A 16,601-nucleotide genomic window follows, 5' to 3' on the forward strand; every position below is an offset into this window, starting at 1 on the left:
TGAATCCTCTTAATTTCATCGATAATCGGCAAGATATTGCTCAAAACTGAGACTGGCATCTTGCTCGAGTTGCTGTTGCTGTTGCAATGACTGCACCGCTAAATCATCAAAATAAGACAAGGTATCCGGGCTTAAGTTATGCTGCTCATAGGTCGTTGCATGTTGTTGTGCCATGAAACTACCAAAGCTCCATGTGCCGCCATTTTCTAAAGTATCGGCAATCACTTGGGCAGACAGGGTTTCATCTACTTCATCAATACGTTTCAACATGACCGTCAATGCGGCTGAATACATGTCTGTACTATAAGTCGCATCTAGTAAATCAGCCAAAGGTTGCATTTCTGTGACCTGAACACGTGCCCAGTCTTCAATGGCATGTTCACCCGTTGCATCAATAATCAATGCATTTGGTGCACGACCACGATTGACCACTTCTGCCTGATTGCGCTCAATCTGTTCTTGTTCTTGATCCAGTAATTCTGGACTCTCTTGTAATAAACAATGCAGTGCCAAAACTTCCAGGAAGGCCGCTGTGTTTTCATCGATCCCGATCGGGCTATACGGATTGACATCCACTGCACGCAACTCGACATACCCCACACCACGATTTTCCAGCGCCTGAGATGGCGTTTCTCCGGCTTGAGGCACCTGTTTCGGACGGACTAAGCTGTAATATTCATTTTCAATTTGCAGCACATGGTCATTGATTTGAATCGGCTCACCCTGTTCATCGGTTAAACCTAAACGGCTAAACGGTGCATAAGGCGTTTTTACCGCTTTCTGCAAGCCTTCTAGATAACCGGACAGGTTATTGTAGTGAATACCCAATTGTTTCTGTGCAGAGTTCTGATAACCAAAGTTACCCATACGCAGTGCTGTTGCATAGGGAAGGAATAACGTTCCTTTTAACAATGGCAATAAATGATGCTCACGCCCGATCATAAAACATTGACACACAGAAGGACTGGCGCCGACCAGGAACATCACCAATGGGGTTAAACGAATAAAGTTACGAATTAAACCAAAGTAACGATGACTGCGATAATCCTGTAAATTTAAACTTTTTAAAGCGTCATCAGTTTCATGTTGTTGCAGCGCTTCAAAGACCTGGTCAGGGAAAGATAAATTATAATGTACCCCTGAAATGGTCTGCATACGACGACCATAGCGCACGCCTAAACCACGACGATATAAAGTCTTAAAGCGACCGACATTGGAGGTGCCATATTGGGCTAAACGAATGCTGTTTTCGTCATCATCGAGCATGCATGGCATCGACAATGGCCACAGCTTTTCACCGTTTTCCAAATGACGATGGGCAATGGCATGAATATCTTCTAAATAATCTAATGCTTTTTCAATGCTGTCTTGCGGAGGAGTAATAAACTCCAGTAAGGCTTCAGAATAGTCCGTAGTGATGTGCGGATGTGTTAAAGCCGACCCGAGTGCTTTTGGATGCGATGCTTGCGACAAAAAACCATTGCTTTGCATACGCAGGCTTTCGCGCTCAATACCGCGCAACATGCCTTTAAACAGCGAAGAATCCACCCAAGCTGGTAATACCACTTGAGAGGTCGATTCGGGTTGACTCATTACAATCTCGCTTATCGGAAGATAACTAATAAAATAAAATCATCAGTTTATATCAGTATAACGTGATTTGGGACTGTCACATTACACCCTGTATAGTTTTCAAGCAAAATGTCGATTTTATTTCTGGCAAATTTTTATCACAAAGTTACTCTATAAGACACCTACATTTTGTGATTGTATTGAATAATAAGTGCTAAGGAATTGTAAATATTATGAATTATCGGGATATTTTGGACTTTTGGTTTACCCCGGAAACACAACCCTTATGGTTTGCAAAAAGTGATGATTTTGATGCATTAATTAATCAAAAGTTTCGTGATATTCACCAGCAAGCTGCACAAGCCGAGCTTTGGTCTTGGCGCAAAACTGCGGAAGGCCGCCTGGCTGAAATTATTGTACTGGACCAGTTTTCGCGTAATTTGTTCCGGGATCAAGCACAAGCCTTTGCTCAAGATGCTTTAGCCCTGACGCTTGCTCAAGAAGCCATTAGCCTGGATTTAGATAAACAATTAAGTCCGGAACAACGTGCGTTTTTATACATGCCCTTTATGCATAGTGAATCGAAATTGATCCACGAATTCGCGTTAAAATTATTTCAACGACTGGGTAATCAGATGAATCTGGATTACGAAAAAATGCATAAAGCGATTATTGACCGTTTCGGGCGCTATCCGCACCGTAATCAAATTTTAGCGCGTCCCTCGACTGCAGAAGAGCTCGAATTTTTAACCCAACCCAACAGCAGTTTCTAAACATTTATTGTGCCTCCTCCCTCGCACAGTAAATTGGTATGGAGGTTTAACATGAAGAACAGCATTATGGGTCTGAGCATGGTCGTGGCAATTGCCCTATCTGGCTGTGCAACCACACCTTCAAAACCGCTGACTTTTGACCAATTGGGTCAATTCAGCAATACGCCTTTAAATGCGCAATCCTATCGCATCAGCTTCCAGGCCCATCCCAATATGAGCTTTGGTACAGCGGAAGAAATCACTCTGGTTAAAGCCGCTCAAACCACGGTACAAAACGGTTTCCGTTATTTTAAAGTGCTGAATGATCCGAGTAATCGTAACCAGCCACCACGCCAAGCCGTGGTCTACTCCACCCCAATGTACTATCCATACGGATATTATCGTCGTTACCCGGGTTTCTGGCCTGACCCATTTTATGATATGCCACGCGTGGTCACTATTGACCCGGTACAAGTTTCCTATACCATTGAATGTTATAAAGATCAGAAAAAAGCACCCAGTGATGCCTTCAATGCCTATTTGATTTTACAATCTTTAGGAGCCAAATATGGACTCAGTCCGACTGGACAAGTCTTGGCACCGCCAGTGCCAGCCAAAACAAAATAACCATGCGCCACGCATAAACAGGAATACTGCATGAATACAGCGGAAGTGACCACAACGCCTAGTTTGCAACGCAGTAAACGCTTTGCCACCATTGCTTTAGTCATGGCTGTTGTAACATGGTTAATGCTGATGCTGGTGGCCAAACTGATGCCTGAATATGTGTGGCTGATTCACATTCTCATGCTCAGTGCTGAAGCGGGTGTCGTGGGTGGCTTGGCGGATTGGTATGCCATTACCGTGCTATTCCGTAACCCGTTTGGGAAAATGCCGATTCCTAAATTCATGCTCGATCACACCGAAATTATTCCGCGCAATAAAGCGCGAATAGCCGAGTCGATGGGCCGTTTTGTACAGGAAAACTTTTTATCGCCACAAGTGGTCAAAAAAAGTCTGCAAAGTACCGACCTCAGCCTTGCTGTTGGGCAATGGCTAGCCAAACCTGAAAATAACGCTCAAGTGACCCAAGTCATTCAGCAAACCGTGCCAAAAATTTTTGAATTTGTGGGACAGGAACAAATTGGACGCTTCATTCAAAACAATAGCGTGCAATGGGTGCGCAATACCCAAATCAATACCTTGGCCAGTGAAATGCTGCGCGCGGTTCTGGAAAATGACTTTCATCAGGATGTATTACAACGCGGACTCGATTTAGCCCATGAATGGGTGATGTCCCATCCCGAAGAAACCCGTCAACTCACCCGCACATTGTTCAAAGAATTAGGCGTGTGGAAACTGGCGAAAGGCGCAAGCTGGATTGGCATTGATGTACAGCAACGCACCATTGACTCACTGGTTGAACGCGTTGAATCTATGCTTGCTGACCCGCAGCATCCTTGGCGTCAAAAAATTGAAGACATGGGACATCAGTTGATGCTGGAACTGGCAGATGATGAAAGTAGTGCCAGTCATCGCTTAAATAGCACCAAGGATGCCTTGCTGGATAGTCCGCAAGTACTGAATTTTATTAGCGGTGCCGTGGTCATTCTCTGTGATGCGATTGAAGCCGATTTACGCAAACCAGATTCAGGCATTGCACAAAACTTACGTGTTGCCATTCAGCAAGTCGGTGAAAATATCATTTCTAATCCAGCGGTACGTCAGTTACTGAATGACCGTATGAGTGGGATTGCAGTTAATTTAAGTGACCAGTACAGTGAAAAAGTCATTCGTTTTATTAGCGAAAGAATTCACGAATGGGATTCACGAGAAATGATCGACAAAATTGAAAATGAAGTCGGTGGCGACTTGCACATGATCCGTGTCAATGGCGTGGTAGTTGGTGCATTTATTGGTTTGGTGCTCGGGATTATTCGTGCTTTGGTAGATTTAGTTCTGTAAAAATGTATGCAAGATAAAGAAAAACGTCTTCTGCACACTCCCCATATACTAGATAACTTGCATAAATCAAAAAATGTTCAATATTCGATTCTTTAAAACCCGCACCGCCTCAGTTTATTGATTCAGTTTTTATGACTTTGCGTAGGCATTACCTCTACTTTTGAAAGGTCAAAAGTAGACAAAAACCTTTTGTTTCCCCATACACGACATCCTTGTCGTGATGGGGAACGTGTGGCATCCATGCCACACTCATAAATCCAATGCTTTCTAAAATTTGTTTTTTTATTTTTAGCTTTACGAACAACTTGTATTGATCAAACAAAGACTCATGAAAAAAAAGTTTACTTTAATGTCTGCTTTACTTTGGTGGATGAGCAGTAGACAGATCTACCAGTTTGCCTGTCAATTTACGCACCAAAGGTAAAAGGGTTAATACAATTGGAAAAGCAAAAGCCCAAGAAATCATCCAGTTGTGGAACCATAAATTCATAAAACCATCGATCCAACCCAGATTACGCAGCATATTAATCAAGGAAATAATGCCACTCATTAGGCAAGATAAAATAAATGGCATCACTACCATGGCCCATTTTGCTGGAAGTTTGGGAATATTGCCGATAATCGTTGGGCGTTCAGGTTGCATGTCGTCTATTCTGTTCATTCCTTCAAGCCCTCCAATATGCCATAAATCATGCTTTTTGGGATCTTTTCCTTGTTTTATCCCCTTCTCCAGCATGTAGACTGTCGGACAAGATTCATTCAATACAAATGGGTTTACCTAAAGACGGTGAAATTTGCTATATTTGCTGTTTTTCCGCGACGTTTATTTTTCGACTGATTATGAATACGGCAATCCAAGCAGCTCTCGATCATGCAGTGCAATCTCTTCAAGCTGAAGGTGTACTCCCATCCGACTTTAATAACAGTAGCAACTTAACGCGAACTAAAGACCGAACTCACGGTGACTTCGCGTCAAATATCGCAATGATCGGTTCTAAAGCTGCGGGTATGAAGCCTCGTGATCTCGCGGAAAAAATCCTCGCCAGTTTTCCTGAAGTTGCCGATATCAGCAAAGCAGAGATTGCAGGTCCTGGCTTTATTAATTTCTTTTTAAATGCCGACCAACGCTTTACTGTCCTGGATCAGGTTCAGGCACAAAAAGATCAATTCGGTCGTACCCAAGCCAATGCTGAAAAACGCATCCAGGTGGAATTCGTGTCAGCTAACCCGACTTCAAGCCTGCACGTAGGTCATGGTCGTGGTGCAGCGTATGGTATGACTGTAGCGAACTTGCTTGAAGCAACTGGCGCCAAAGTAGATCGTGAATATTATGTCAATGATGCCGGCCGTCAAATGGACATTTTGGCAACATCAACCTATTTACGTTATTTGGAACTCACCGGTCAAGAACTGGTATTCCCTAAAAATGCCTATCAAGGCGACTACGTTAAAGAAATTGCACAAAGCATTATCGACCAAGATGGCGATGCTTATGTACGCCCGGTTGCGGATGTCTATAAAGATGTCCCTGAAGATGTGCAATTTGCAGCCGAGCTTGATGCCGATGGCAACAAAGTTGTACTTTCAGGCGATAAAGAAAAACACATTGATGGCTTAATTCATAATTCGCAAAACTTGATTGGCACAGGCTATCGCGTGTTCCATCAAGCGGCATTAAAAGCCATTCTTGATGATATTAAAGATGACCTGGGTGAATTTGGTGTAACTTTCCACCAATGGTTTAGCGAAGCTTCTTTAACTGAAAAAATTGACGAAGCCTTAGAAACTTTAGATCAACGCGGTTTCTTGTACGAACAAGACGGCAACATCTGGTTTAAATCGACTGAATTTGGCGATGAAAAAGACCGTGTAGTCAAACGCCGTAATGGTCAAACCACGTATTTCGCCTCTGACATTGCTTACCATTTAAATAAATTACAGCGTGGTTATACCGATATCGTGGATATCTGGGGTTCAGACCACCACGGTTATATTGCACGTGTAAAAGCTGCGATTGATGCACTGGGTTATGATTCTAAAAAACTGACTGTGCTTCTTGTTCAGTTTGTCAGCCTATGGCGTGGCGGCGAGATGGTGCAAATGTCATCGCGTTCAGGTCAGTTTGTGACTTTGCGTGACCTTCGTAAAGAAGTCGGTAATGATGCTGCACGTTTCTATTATGTAATGCGTAAATCTGAACAGCACATTGACTTTGACCTTGACCTTGCAGTGTCACAAAGTAAAGACAATGCGGTGTACTACATCCAATATGCCCATGCACGTATTTGTCGTATGCTTGAAAAAGCAGCGTCTAGCGATGTAAATTTTGATGCCGTGAATGCACGTCAATTTGCAGTAAAACTTGATCTTGATGCTGAAACTGAAATTTTAGCGAAACTTGCTGCGTATCCTGAAATTGTGATTCGTGCAGCGAATAGCTATGAACCGCATCAGGTGGGGAACTATCTGAAAGAATTGGCAGCATTATTCCATGGTTGGTATAATGAGCATAAAGTACTCAATGATGATGCTGAACTTACGCAAGCACGTTTACTACTTTCGGTAAATGTACAACAAGTCTTACGTAATGGTTTAGAATTATTAGGCGTATCTGCCCCTACATCCATGTAATTAAAATAAAAGGAAGTCCACGTGTTTGGAAAAACGCAACGCGGTGTATCTGAGCGACCGAATAAGCCTAAAAAGCCATTGATTCCGGCATGGCTGGGAACACTTGTCGTCATTTTAATCGTGCTGAGTTTTGCGGTAGCGTTGATGCTATGGAAACCGTGGGCACCGGTTCAGCCGAAGAATCAGATTAATTCTGAACATTATCAGGAAGACACCAACAAAGACTACCGTTTCTACGATTTGTTGCCTCAACAACAAGTCACGCCTATTCCTGATCAGGCTGTGCCTGAAACTAAAAACTCAGAAACTGTGGTGATTGTTGAAGCACCAGAAGAAAAACCAACGATTAATACTGAAGCCACGGAGCCAAGTCTTGAAACTGCTGAAGCACCAGTTGCCCATCAGCCAAGTTATATTCTTCAAGTTCGTAGCTATGCTGATCCAGATAGTGCGGATGCGCGTCGTGCTGAAATTATTTTGAATGGTCTTTCTGCGGATGTGGTTAAATCGGTTGAAAATGGTCAAACCTGGTATCGGGTGATTTCCGGTCCTTATGATTCTGCTGACGCTGCACTGATTGCACAGCAAACCTTACAACGCAGTGGCATTGATTCTATTGTGGTAAAACGCTAAGTTGAATTCGTAAAAAAGCGCCTCATTTGAGGCGCTTTTTTATGCTTTGTGCTTCCCCCTTTAATAAAGGGGGAATGAGGGGGATTTACTGATAAAAGTAAATTCTTTAAATCCCTCCAACCTCCCTTTAAAAAGGGAGGCTAAAAGCATTTAAACCGTATGCCCCAAAGCCTCACCCATTACTACAGTTGAATTGGCTTTGAATGCTGCATCCCATTCCATTTTATCTTGTTCAAATAAAATCACGGCGGTAGAACCCAAATAGAAACGACCCAGCTCTGCACCTTTTTCAAGGAACAGATTATGCTGATTCAGCTCCAACCGTCCTGTGGGTTTCACCTTACCTGTCGCAACTGTTTCAATACCGGCAACAATCATGGCACCGACTAAAACCACAGCCATACGACCGAGTTCAGTATCAAACAAACACACCATACGTTCATTACGTGCAAACAAACCCGGAATATTTTCTGCAGTCGTTTGATTGACCGAGAACAATTCGCCGGGTACATATAAAGTTTCAGTCAAAGTTCCCGCAAAAGGCATATGCACACGGTGATAATCTTTAGGTGATAAATATACGGTTGCGAACTGACCATTTTTAAACGGTTCAGCCAGTTGCGGATCGGCAATTAACTTTTCAACTGAAAAGCTTTGACCTTTGGCCTGAAAAATATCGCCATCTTCAATTTTGCCCAATTGTGAAATTGCACCATCCGCAGGTGAAACCACGCTGCTAGGATTGGCATCAATCTCACGTACACCCTCTTTCAATGAACGGGTAAAAAATTCATTGAACGACTTATATTTCAATGCATCACCCTGTTCAGCAATCGACATATCAATGCCGTATTGGGCTTTAAAAGCCTGAATGACGGTATTTTTGACAATCGGGTTTTCACTGGCTGCGAGTTTCCCCACCACACGTGATAACTGGTGTTGTGGCACAACACGTTGTGCTTGAATAAATAGTTGTTTTTTTAAACGTGATGCGAAACTCAAGACGGTAACTCTCCGGTAATAATCGGACTGTCGAGGCGGTTGCCCCATTCACTCCACGCACCATCATAAGCCTGAATATTCCAACCGAGTAATCGACCCAAGATATAAGCCAAACCCGAACGGTGATGTGACTGACAATAGACCACCACAGGTTCGTTTAAATTGAATCCCAATTGTTCTAAGCGTTGTTGAGTGCGTTCTAAGGGATGTAATTTTAAATGATTTTCACGATTAAGGGCAGTACTCCATTCAAAATGTCGGGCATTTGGAATGTGACCGCCGCGTCGCGCTGCCAGTCGAAGCCCTGTGTATTCATCTTCAGTACGGCAATCCCACACTTGAGTATTATTGTTTTTCACTTTTTCAAGAAGTTCTGCATATTGAATGCGGTACCGATCAATATGTGCCTGGTTAATTTCAACCAAATTTTCAACAGGGGCTAATTTTTCGACCTCGGAAGAAGTTGGAAAACCCGCAGCCAACCAGGCATGAATACCGCCATTCAATAAACTGGTATTTTCAAAACCGAGGCAATGTAAATTCCAGATCAGGCGTCCTGCCCATGCCCCGCCTTCATCGTCATAGGCCACCACGTGATGGTCTGGAGAAATATTCAGATATTCAATCAGGGCTTTCAAGCCATCAATATCGGGAAGCAAACCTGAAGCCTGTTCTTCTTGGCGAACCAGCTGCTTAGGCTTGACGTGAATTGCATGCGGAATATGCAATTGATCATAAACAGAACTACGGCTTAAATCGACAATACGTAATTTCTCATTACCCAGATGTGGCAAGAGGTCTTCTGCTTCAATGAGCAGACCAAAATTAAATGCAGGAACAGTCATACTTTTTCGAGTTTTATTTAGATCAACATTGCTGATCTTAGCACAACTCATTTTCACTATTATGCTGATTTTTTACATTCTTTTAGCAAAAAATCAGCTATAAAAAAGTCACTGTTATTTAGTTTCAGTGATTTGGAACACCTGACGTAAATAAGCAAGGAAAGTATCATTATCGGTCATGGTTTTTCCGGGACTATCGGAAATTTTAGCCACCGACTGACCGTTACATTCCACCAGTTTCAACACAATATTCAATGGGGTTTGTCCCAAATCATTGGTTAAATTGGTGCCGATACCAAAGCTCACCTGGAAGCGATCTTTAAAGTACTGATGCAAATTCCATGCTTTTTCCAAATTCAGCCCGTCACTAAAAGTCAGCATCTTGCTTTTGCTGTCGACTTTCAGTTTTTTGTAGTGGGCATACGCTTTATCGCCCCATTCGTAGGGATCGCCACTGTCATGGCGCAGACCATCAAACAGTTTGGCAAAATACAAATCGAAGTCACGCAGGAAGGCATCCATCCCCACCACATCGGTCAAGGCAATTCCCAAGTCACCGCGGTATTCCTGCACCCAGGTTTCCAGAGCCAGTTTTTGAAAATTACGTAAGCGCACATCTAAAGCTTGAAAGGCTTGCAGGAATTCATGTGCCATGGTGCCAATTGGGGTAATCCCCAGTTCTTTGGCAATTAATACATTACTGGTACCACGGAAAATATATGGCGAGGCTTGATTAAACTCGGTAATGACATGTTTCTGCCAGTCATAACTATAACGACGACGCGTACCAAAGTCGGACACCAAGAAAGGTGGATCATTCGGATTTTGTTCTTGTTCGTACTTTTTAAGCAAAGCCACTTTGGCTTGCAAACGACGTTCACCTTCTGCCAAAACCTCATCAGTACGGATACGGCGGAAATACAATTCGTTAACCAGCGCCAGCACAAAGATTTCAAACATCATCGCTTGTACCATCGGGCCTTCAACCCAAATATCCAAACGGCCTTGATCATCAATACTGGCTTTAATAAAGCGTCGTTTCAGTTGGAATAATTCCAAGTAATCGACAAAGTCACTTTTAATAAAACGCAAGCTACGTAAATATTGCAACTCATCTTCTTTAAACTTGAGCTGACATAAATAATCGAGCTGCTCATTCAAATCATCCAAAATATCCGTCAGTGGATAAACGGTATCTTCTAAATTACGACAACGAAAATGGTAGACGCTATGGGTTTGAGGAAATTTATGCAGAACCACCTGTAACATGGTGAATTTATACAGGTCGGTATCTAATAATGAATGGATGATTGCGGACATATCACTTTCAGTTTTTATCAACTATCCGCATTAAAGCATATTTTTTTCACTATAAAACCAATGTTTTCGTAAATACAGGAAACTATTGAATAAGTTATGCCTCATTTATCCATCACCAAAATAATATTTCATTCTTTCAAATCATTCCAATCCATCTTAAAACACAAGCTCGACCCTTTTAAAAAGGGTCTGTCTAAAGCACGGATGGCAAAAAGAGACTTTCATCTTTATCCATTCATTTATATTTTTTAAATTCACCTATACAAATCACGAGTTTTTAAAGCCTTTAAGCACGTATTTGCTACAATTCACCGCAAATTTGAAATAACTGATTTGGTTAAATTATGCGTGCCTTATTACAACGAGTTTTAGAAGCCAAAGTCGTAGTCGATGGTGAAACGACGGGTGAAATTCAACATGGCATTTTGGTGTTTCTAGGGCTAGGCAAAGAAGACAATCTGGAAAAAGGCAAAAAGCTGATCGACAAGATCTTAAAATATCGTTTTTTTGATGATGAACAAGGCAAGATGGGTTGGAATGTCAGCCAAGCTAGTGGTGGATTATTATTGGTTTCGCAATTTACCTTGATGGCGCAAACGCAAAAAGGCTTGCGTCCTGACTTTGGTCCAGCAATGCCGCCAAGTGAAGCCAAAGCACTTTATGAACAATTGGTTGAATATGCAAAATCACAATTTGAGAATGTGCAAACCGGCATTTTTGCAGCCGATATGAAAGTGCATTTGGTCAATGATGGACCGGTGACCTTTAATCTGGAAGTTGAATAAATAACACAAGATATTAACCATTAAAAAAGCCCTCAGATGAGGGCTTTTTTATTTTTAAATACAGATCTGAAATTATTTACCGGTTTTTTCACGAATAAATGAACGCACCAATTTCACTTTTTCTTGCACTGGCTTAGGTAATTTTGGTGGAATCAGTTTGGCTACTTTGTTAAACCAAACCAAAAGACCGAAATCGCCTTCCATTTTAATCGTGCCATTTTGCATGCCGGTCATGAAAGCAGTTGGATCGCCTTTCATTAAGGTTTTTACGCCCTGCTCACTGTCTGCAAACTGCAAAATAAAGTCCGCTTTTTCAGCATCGCCAGACACAGTATCAATTTGTCCATTGTTTACGATAATTTGACGCGCAATACCCAAATCTGTACCAATTTGAATGCGAAATTGACGTTCATGAACTAACTCAATAAATTTTGGACTGGTACGAGCCAATTGCTTCATACGCAAAGCCAAGCCCGCAACTAATAAATCAAGCGGATCCGTGCTTACATCGACCAGTGGTAATTTTACGACAGGAATCGAAGATAGTTTCATGACATTTAAGCCTATTGTAATTGTTGGAAAATTGACGACTTATCCTAACATAAGTTATGTTTTTTGAAGTAAGGCTTTGTATAACAATATTCAACGAACAAAAAAAAGATGTGCTCCTGGCACATCTTTTTTAGAATTCTTGAATGCTTCGGTTTAACGGCTTGAGCAGTGCTGCTGGTCTTCTTCATATACCGGTGTATGTTCAATACAACGACGTTCAGTTAAAGCACGTTCTGCACGACGATCTTCGCGTACCAAAAGCATGGCGATCACAACCATTGCTGACATTAACGCAGTCAGATAGCTATAGGTCATGGGTAATTCAAATACCACTTGTGTACCGAAGCGAACAACTTCAATCAATCCCCAAAACAGCATACCTGCAAACATAAAGCTTAACAAACGACGATAAGGCGAGAAGAAAACAGCTATCAAAGCAGCCGCAATCAAGCTTAAGCCTACGATGGTCGCTAAATTCGCTGTAACCATAAAAACCTCCGTCTAAGATCAGATTTGGACATTGAATGTTTGTCTAAATCTGATTCCCGATACCGTTAAATAAATGATGAATATGTCTATATCAATCTCTATGCAAGCATTATGCGTAGTTTTTTAAAGAAAAAAAGTCTTGTATTTTCAGAAAGCGACACACCTTGTCGCAACATTATTTTGTCATTACATTTTTTTATTTTTAACTTTTTCTGGAAGTGAGATGGGCACGGACTTGCCGTGTCATTACAAAAAAACAACGCCTTAAAAGCATTAAAAAAATATTTTTTCCGAACGGTTTGATTGTTGTTTTTATCGGCAATTCAAGTCGACCGTTCATCGTGTTTTGACTCTTTTCCCAACAAAAAACGCGACATCAATGTCGCGTTTTGTCAATAAACTTCAATAGTTAGCTAGGAGAGTTAGGCGCGACTCAGGTCTTTATCGTGCACACCGAGTAGATATAATACACCATCTAAACCTACGCTTGAAATGGCCTGATTTGCATTTTGGCGCACCAAAGGTTTGGCACGGAATGCCACACCCAAACCGGCAATTGACAGCATCGGCAAATCATTCGCGCCATCCCCAACCGCAATCGCTTGTTCAAGGGAAATGCCCATTCGTTCAGCAAGTTCACGCAGTAAAAATGCTTTACGTGCTCCATCAACAATATGACCTTTGACTTCACCGGTAACCATGCCATCTTCAACATCCAGGCAATTGGCATGCACTTCATCAATACCCAATTTTTCTTGCAGGTATTCAGCAAAATACTGGAAACCGCCTGAAAGAATAGCCGTTCGATAACCCAATGCTTTCAAGGTAGAAATTAGACGTTCTGCACCTTCTGTAACGGTTAAGCGTTCTGCAATTTGAGGTAAAACAGAAGCATCCATTCCTTTTAACAAGGCTACACGGGCACGGAAGCTTTGTTGGAAATCAAGTTCCCCTTGCATCGCCCGTTCAGTAATTTCAGCGACTTGCTCCCCTACTCCGGCTTCAATCGCCAACTCATCAATTACTTCTTGCTCAATTAAAGTCGAGTCCATGTCAAAGCAGACCAAACGGCGGTTACGGCGGTAAGCATTATCTTCTTGAACTGCGACATCAACATTAAGTTCAGTCGATAAACGTAGGCAAGCTGCACGCATTGCAGTGGCATCCAGCATTTGTCCTTTCAAACCAAATTGTACGCAAGAGCGTTTTGGTCCATCGGCTTGACCCGTTAGCTTTGGACGTTCCGACAAACGCGTTACGGTTTCAATATTAAAACCTTGGTTAGACACAATATTGGTGACTGCTTGTAATTGTGATGCGGTTAATTCTGGTGCAAGTGCAGTCACGATATAACGGGTCTGCCCGCCCTCGCTGACCCATTGATCATATTCTGAGGTAGAGATTGGTTTAAAGCGCACAGTTAAACCAATATCATGTGCTAGAATCAAGATCTCCTTCATGGCTAATGCTGTAGCAGTTTGGTCATCTGACGAAACAACAATACCTAAAGTCAGTTGGTTGTGGATGACGGCTTGTCCAACATCCAAAATTTGTAAGGAATGTACGGACAATACCTGCATTAATCGTGTAAATTGATTAGGCTGGTCGGGTCCCAAAAATGATATAAGAATGATTTCTCGCATGAATTGACTCGGATCTGAGCTACAACTATTGTAAGAATCATAATCGAATTTGAATATAAATGCCTTGGAAGTTTACGTTGAATGCGCCTAGACAAGGGCTATTTGCTAGCCTACTGATTGTAAGTTTTGCTTTACACACCTTTTTACTGGTACTTGCGACAACGCATCAGCTGAATGCAAATCGCGCCAGTCAGGGACAGCTGATGACCACACAACTGGTCACAGACAGTCTATCCGAGCTTGAACCGGCCAATACCGTGTCACTGGCATTATTGGCCGAGCGTTATGCAACCAACCCGAGTGTTGCCTCTATTCGTATTTTAGATGCGAATAATCAGGTACTTGCAACAGGTGGTTTAACCAAGACACGTCAAGGTGAAGTCTTTGTTCGTGAAGCACTACAAAATGAAAAGAAAGTCGGTACGATTGAAATCACTTTAATCCAATCCAGTATTGGTGAAATTTTACGTACCCAATGGCTGGCGATTTTATTATCACTGATGATTCATAGTCTATTATGGTTAGCTTATCGTGCGATTGCCCGTCCAAGTCGAACTGAATATTTGGCGCGTATCAATAATGAATCACGTCTAAAACATGAAATTCAAACATTGACTCAGGCCTTAGAACAAGAACAACATAATGCTGCTGTTGCAGTGGCTCAAGCACAGCATAATGCCCAAGCAAAAAGCAAAATTAAAGAATCTAAACCTGTCATCCTTGATGACAACTGTGTTGCATTGAATATTCAGTTTTATGATCCAAAACAACTTCTGGATTCGGTCAATAAAACCGTTTCAGTTCCCTATTTCAATTTATGTCAGATTTTCCTGAATAAAACAGCTGAATTGTGTGTGCAACACTACAAACTGAATAGTTCTGATATTTCCACCGTACATAAATTCGATGAACACGGTGCCACCATTAGCATGTCGGTTGAAACGCCAAATGCAGTGCAATGTCTGGTGATGATCAGTACCGTGTTCCAGCTGTTGTCGGACGTGTTATATAAACGTTATCGCGAAGAAAAGCGCTTTGTTTTACAAACCCGTAGTGCGATTTCAAGTCATGTCGAAGCTATGCATCTGACTCCTGTGCAAGCTGCAGAACGTCTGGTTCAACAGTTGGCAGCAAAAGAAAGTGCGATTCATTTACCGAATGAATTACTCAAAGATGTTTCCGACCGTTACCAGTTGGTCAACATGCCAAATCCAACCAACGTGCTGACCCGTCATGCCTTTATGATGAATGGGATGGACAGTGAAGTGGCTGAATTGGCACAGACATTCAGGACTGAAATTTTAAAAGCTAAACAGTCCAAAGCTTCTTAAAATGGATTCATAAAAAAGCCGAGCTTATGTGCTCGGCTTTTTTTCGTCTATTTAAAATAGAGATTTTATTAAACCACTATTTCGTTTTATTGGCTTTACTGGCCCAATACGTCGCCAATGCGGGCCCTGAAATGTTATGCCATAAACTAAAAATAGCACTCGGCACAGCAGTAATCGGTGATGCAGCGAAATGCACTGCCGCTAAAGCCACACCCAACCCTGAATTTTGCATGCCGACTTCAATGGCAATGGCCTTACTGTCCGCATAAGGCAGCTTAAACAGTCGACTTGCCCAAAAACCCAATAAACAACCCAAACCATTGTGTAACGCGACTACAGCTAAAATCAGTAAACCTGATTCCAAAATTTGCGCCTTACTGCCCCCAATAATGGCCGCCACAATGGCAACAATCGCAATCACGGAAATCAGTGGCATCACTTGAATATAGGCATCGACTTTTTGTTTTAGTACTGAACGAACGATTAAACCCAAAATAATCGGAAACAATACAACTTGCAAAATTGACCCCAGCATTGACATGGCATTAATTTCAATCCATTGGCTGGCTAGCAGATAAAAAATAGCAGGCGTCAACACAGGCGCTAAAATAGTCGAAACCGAGGTACAGGCAACGGATAAAGCGGTATTGCCTTTAGCCATATAGGTAATCACATTCGATGCTGTTCCCCCCGGACAACACCCCACCAATATCACACCAATCGCAATTTCGGGTGGTAACTGAAATAACTGACACAACAGATAAGCCAGTCCCGGCATCACCACAAACTGTGCGACCACACCAATCACAACCGCTTTAGGACTTTGTAATACCCCTTTAAAGTCATCCACTGTCATGGTCATGCCCATACCGAACATAATAATGCCCAGCATCCAGATGATATAAACTTTAAGCCAGACAAAAGCTTCGGGCACAATTAAAGCAATACCTGCAAATAGCACGACCCACAGCGCAAAGGTTTTTTGAATAAATTGCGTAAAGCGCAAAAAAGCTGACATGATTCAATCCAATATTTATTCTAGCATTTGGGCTAAATGTTACCTTCTACAACAAGCACGGAG

At 42.1% G+C, this 16,601-nt stretch carries 16 protein-coding genes; 7 read left to right on the plus strand and 9 right to left on the minus strand.

Features of this window, described 5'->3' with window-relative positions; translation table 11 throughout:
* Positions 1-15 precede the first annotated feature (15 nt).
* Positions 16-1,593: a glutamate--cysteine ligase gene (gene gshA / locus HLH16_RS13240; protein ID WP_171529677.1), complete on the minus strand. Its 1,578-nt coding sequence runs from the start codon at positions 1,591-1,593 to the stop codon at positions 16-18.
* Positions 1,594-1,805: 212 nt separating this feature from the next.
* Between gshA and HLH16_RS13245 the strand changes: the two genes are divergently transcribed.
* Genes HLH16_RS13245 through HLH16_RS13255 form a run of 3 tightly spaced genes read left to right on the plus strand, consistent with a single transcriptional unit; the run spans position 1,806 to position 4,289 of the window.
* Positions 1,806-2,345, plus strand: a complete 540-nt coding sequence (locus HLH16_RS13245; protein WP_171529678.1) for a DUF924 family protein — start codon at positions 1,806-1,808, stop codon at positions 2,343-2,345.
* A gap of 51 nt (positions 2,346-2,396) precedes the next feature.
* Complete coding sequence (locus tag HLH16_RS13250) at positions 2,397-2,951, plus strand: CC0125/CC1285 family lipoprotein (RefSeq protein ID WP_171529679.1); 555 nt, start codon at positions 2,397-2,399, stop codon at positions 2,949-2,951.
* 30 nt (positions 2,952-2,981) lie between these two features.
* Complete coding sequence (locus HLH16_RS13255; protein ID WP_171529680.1) at positions 2,982-4,289, plus strand: DUF445 domain-containing protein; 1,308 nt, start codon at positions 2,982-2,984, stop codon at positions 4,287-4,289.
* Between the two features lie 358 nt (positions 4,290-4,647).
* Here HLH16_RS13255 and HLH16_RS13260 read toward each other — a convergent pair whose 3' ends face one another.
* Positions 4,648-4,932, minus strand: coding sequence for a DUF2798 domain-containing protein (locus HLH16_RS13260; RefSeq protein ID WP_171529717.1), 285 nt, complete (start codon positions 4,930-4,932; stop codon positions 4,648-4,650).
* A 197-nt stretch (positions 4,933-5,129) separates the two neighbouring features.
* Between HLH16_RS13260 and argS the strand changes: the two genes are divergently transcribed.
* Positions 5,130-6,920 (plus strand): arginine--tRNA ligase, encoded by a 1,791-nt coding sequence (gene argS, locus HLH16_RS13265; protein WP_171529681.1) that lies wholly within the window; start codon positions 5,130-5,132, stop codon positions 6,918-6,920.
* Positions 6,921-6,941: 21 nt separating this feature from the next.
* The gene (locus HLH16_RS13270) at positions 6,942-7,553 is read left to right on the plus strand and encodes an SPOR domain-containing protein (RefSeq protein ID WP_171529682.1); all 612 of its coding nucleotides are present in this window, start codon (positions 6,942-6,944) and stop codon (positions 7,551-7,553) included.
* 150 nt (positions 7,554-7,703) lie between these two features.
* Here HLH16_RS13270 and asd read toward each other — a convergent pair whose 3' ends face one another.
* The 3 genes from asd to pncB all read right to left on the minus strand — a co-directional run bounded on the left by asd (position 7,704) and on the right by pncB (position 10,720).
* Positions 7,704-8,555 carry an archaetidylserine decarboxylase gene (asd, locus tag HLH16_RS13275; protein ID WP_171529683.1) on the minus strand — a complete coding sequence of 284 codons (852 nt, stop codon included), beginning with the start codon at positions 8,553-8,555 and terminating at the stop codon, positions 7,704-7,706.
* The gene (locus tag HLH16_RS13280) at positions 8,552-9,400 is read right to left on the minus strand and encodes a sulfurtransferase (RefSeq protein WP_171529718.1); all 849 of its coding nucleotides are present in this window, start codon (positions 9,398-9,400) and stop codon (positions 8,552-8,554) included. The genes asd and HLH16_RS13280 overlap by 4 nt, the downstream gene beginning before the upstream one ends.
* A 114-nt stretch (positions 9,401-9,514) precedes the next feature.
* Entirely contained in the window at positions 9,515-10,720 is a 1,206-nt protein-coding gene (gene pncB / locus HLH16_RS13285; RefSeq protein ID WP_131288429.1) for a nicotinate phosphoribosyltransferase, read from the minus strand.
* A 344-nt stretch (positions 10,721-11,064) separates the two neighbouring features.
* Here pncB and dtd point away from each other — a divergent pair, with 344 nt between their 5' ends.
* Positions 11,065-11,505 (plus strand): D-aminoacyl-tRNA deacylase, encoded by a 441-nt coding sequence (gene dtd / locus HLH16_RS13290; RefSeq protein ID WP_171529684.1) that lies wholly within the window; start codon positions 11,065-11,067, stop codon positions 11,503-11,505.
* Positions 11,506-11,577: 72 nt separating this feature from the next.
* Here the strand turns inward: dtd and HLH16_RS13295 are convergent, their stop codons facing one another.
* The 3 genes from HLH16_RS13295 to serB form a co-directional block, all read right to left on the minus strand.
* The gene (locus tag HLH16_RS13295; protein WP_171529685.1) at positions 11,578-12,057 is read right to left on the minus strand and encodes an SCP2 sterol-binding domain-containing protein; all 480 of its coding nucleotides are present in this window, start codon (positions 12,055-12,057) and stop codon (positions 11,578-11,580) included.
* A gap of 153 nt (positions 12,058-12,210) precedes the next feature.
* A complete protein-coding gene (aciT, locus tag HLH16_RS13300; protein ID WP_131288437.1) occupies positions 12,211-12,546 on the minus strand; it encodes a ciprofloxacin tolerance protein AciT in 336 nt (111 codons plus the stop codon).
* Between the two features lie 422 nt (positions 12,547-12,968).
* Positions 12,969-14,189 carry a phosphoserine phosphatase SerB gene (gene serB, locus HLH16_RS13305; protein ID WP_171529686.1) on the minus strand — a complete coding sequence of 407 codons (1,221 nt, stop codon included), beginning with the start codon at positions 14,187-14,189 and terminating at the stop codon, positions 12,969-12,971.
* A gap of 77 nt (positions 14,190-14,266) precedes the next feature.
* Between serB and HLH16_RS13310 the strand changes: the two genes are divergently transcribed.
* Positions 14,267-15,520: a hypothetical protein gene (locus tag HLH16_RS13310; protein ID WP_171529719.1), complete on the plus strand. Its 1,254-nt coding sequence runs from the start codon at positions 14,267-14,269 to the stop codon at positions 15,518-15,520.
* A gap of 76 nt (positions 15,521-15,596) precedes the next feature.
* Here HLH16_RS13310 and HLH16_RS13315 read toward each other — a convergent pair whose 3' ends face one another.
* The gene (locus HLH16_RS13315; RefSeq protein WP_171529687.1) at positions 15,597-16,538 is read right to left on the minus strand and encodes a bile acid:sodium symporter family protein; all 942 of its coding nucleotides are present in this window, start codon (positions 16,536-16,538) and stop codon (positions 15,597-15,599) included.
* Positions 16,539-16,601: the final 63 nt, after the last annotated feature.

The organism is Acinetobacter sp. ANC 5378, assembly GCF_013004315.1.
In the GTDB taxonomy this organism is placed as follows: Bacteria; Pseudomonadota; Gammaproteobacteria; order Pseudomonadales; family Moraxellaceae; genus Acinetobacter.

Excerpts from the sequence above, each read along its gene's own strand:
- dtd (WP_171529684.1), top strand. The coding sequence starts at position 11,065 with ATGCGTGCCTTATTACAACGAGTTTTAGAAGCCAAAGTCGTAGTCGAT.
- HLH16_RS13280 (WP_171529718.1), bottom strand. The coding sequence starts at position 9,400 with ATGACTGTTCCTGCATTTAATTTTGGTCTGCTCATTGAAGCAGAAGAC.
- serB (WP_171529686.1), bottom strand. The coding sequence starts at position 14,189 with ATGCGAGAAATCATTCTTATATCATTTTTGGGACCCGACCAGCCTAAT.
- HLH16_RS13250 (WP_171529679.1), top strand. The coding sequence starts at position 2,397 with ATGAAGAACAGCATTATGGGTCTGAGCATGGTCGTGGCAATTGCCCTA.
- pncB (WP_131288429.1), bottom strand. The coding sequence starts at position 10,720 with ATGTCCGCAATCATCCATTCATTATTAGATACCGACCTGTATAAATTC.
- HLH16_RS13255 (WP_171529680.1), top strand. The coding sequence starts at position 2,982 with ATGAATACAGCGGAAGTGACCACAACGCCTAGTTTGCAACGCAGTAAA.
- HLH16_RS13260 (WP_171529717.1), bottom strand. The coding sequence starts at position 4,932 with ATGCAACCTGAACGCCCAACGATTATCGGCAATATTCCCAAACTTCCA.
- gshA (WP_171529677.1), bottom strand. The coding sequence starts at position 1,593 with ATGAGTCAACCCGAATCGACCTCTCAAGTGGTATTACCAGCTTGGGTG.
- HLH16_RS13295 (WP_171529685.1), bottom strand. The coding sequence starts at position 12,057 with ATGAAACTATCTTCGATTCCTGTCGTAAAATTACCACTGGTCGATGTA.
- aciT (WP_131288437.1), bottom strand. The coding sequence starts at position 12,546 with ATGGTTACAGCGAATTTAGCGACCATCGTAGGCTTAAGCTTGATTGCG.
- argS (WP_171529681.1), top strand. The coding sequence starts at position 5,130 with ATGAATACGGCAATCCAAGCAGCTCTCGATCATGCAGTGCAATCTCTT.
- HLH16_RS13245 (WP_171529678.1), top strand. The coding sequence starts at position 1,806 with ATGAATTATCGGGATATTTTGGACTTTTGGTTTACCCCGGAAACACAA.
- HLH16_RS13315 (WP_171529687.1), bottom strand. The coding sequence starts at position 16,538 with ATGTCAGCTTTTTTGCGCTTTACGCAATTTATTCAAAAAACCTTTGCG.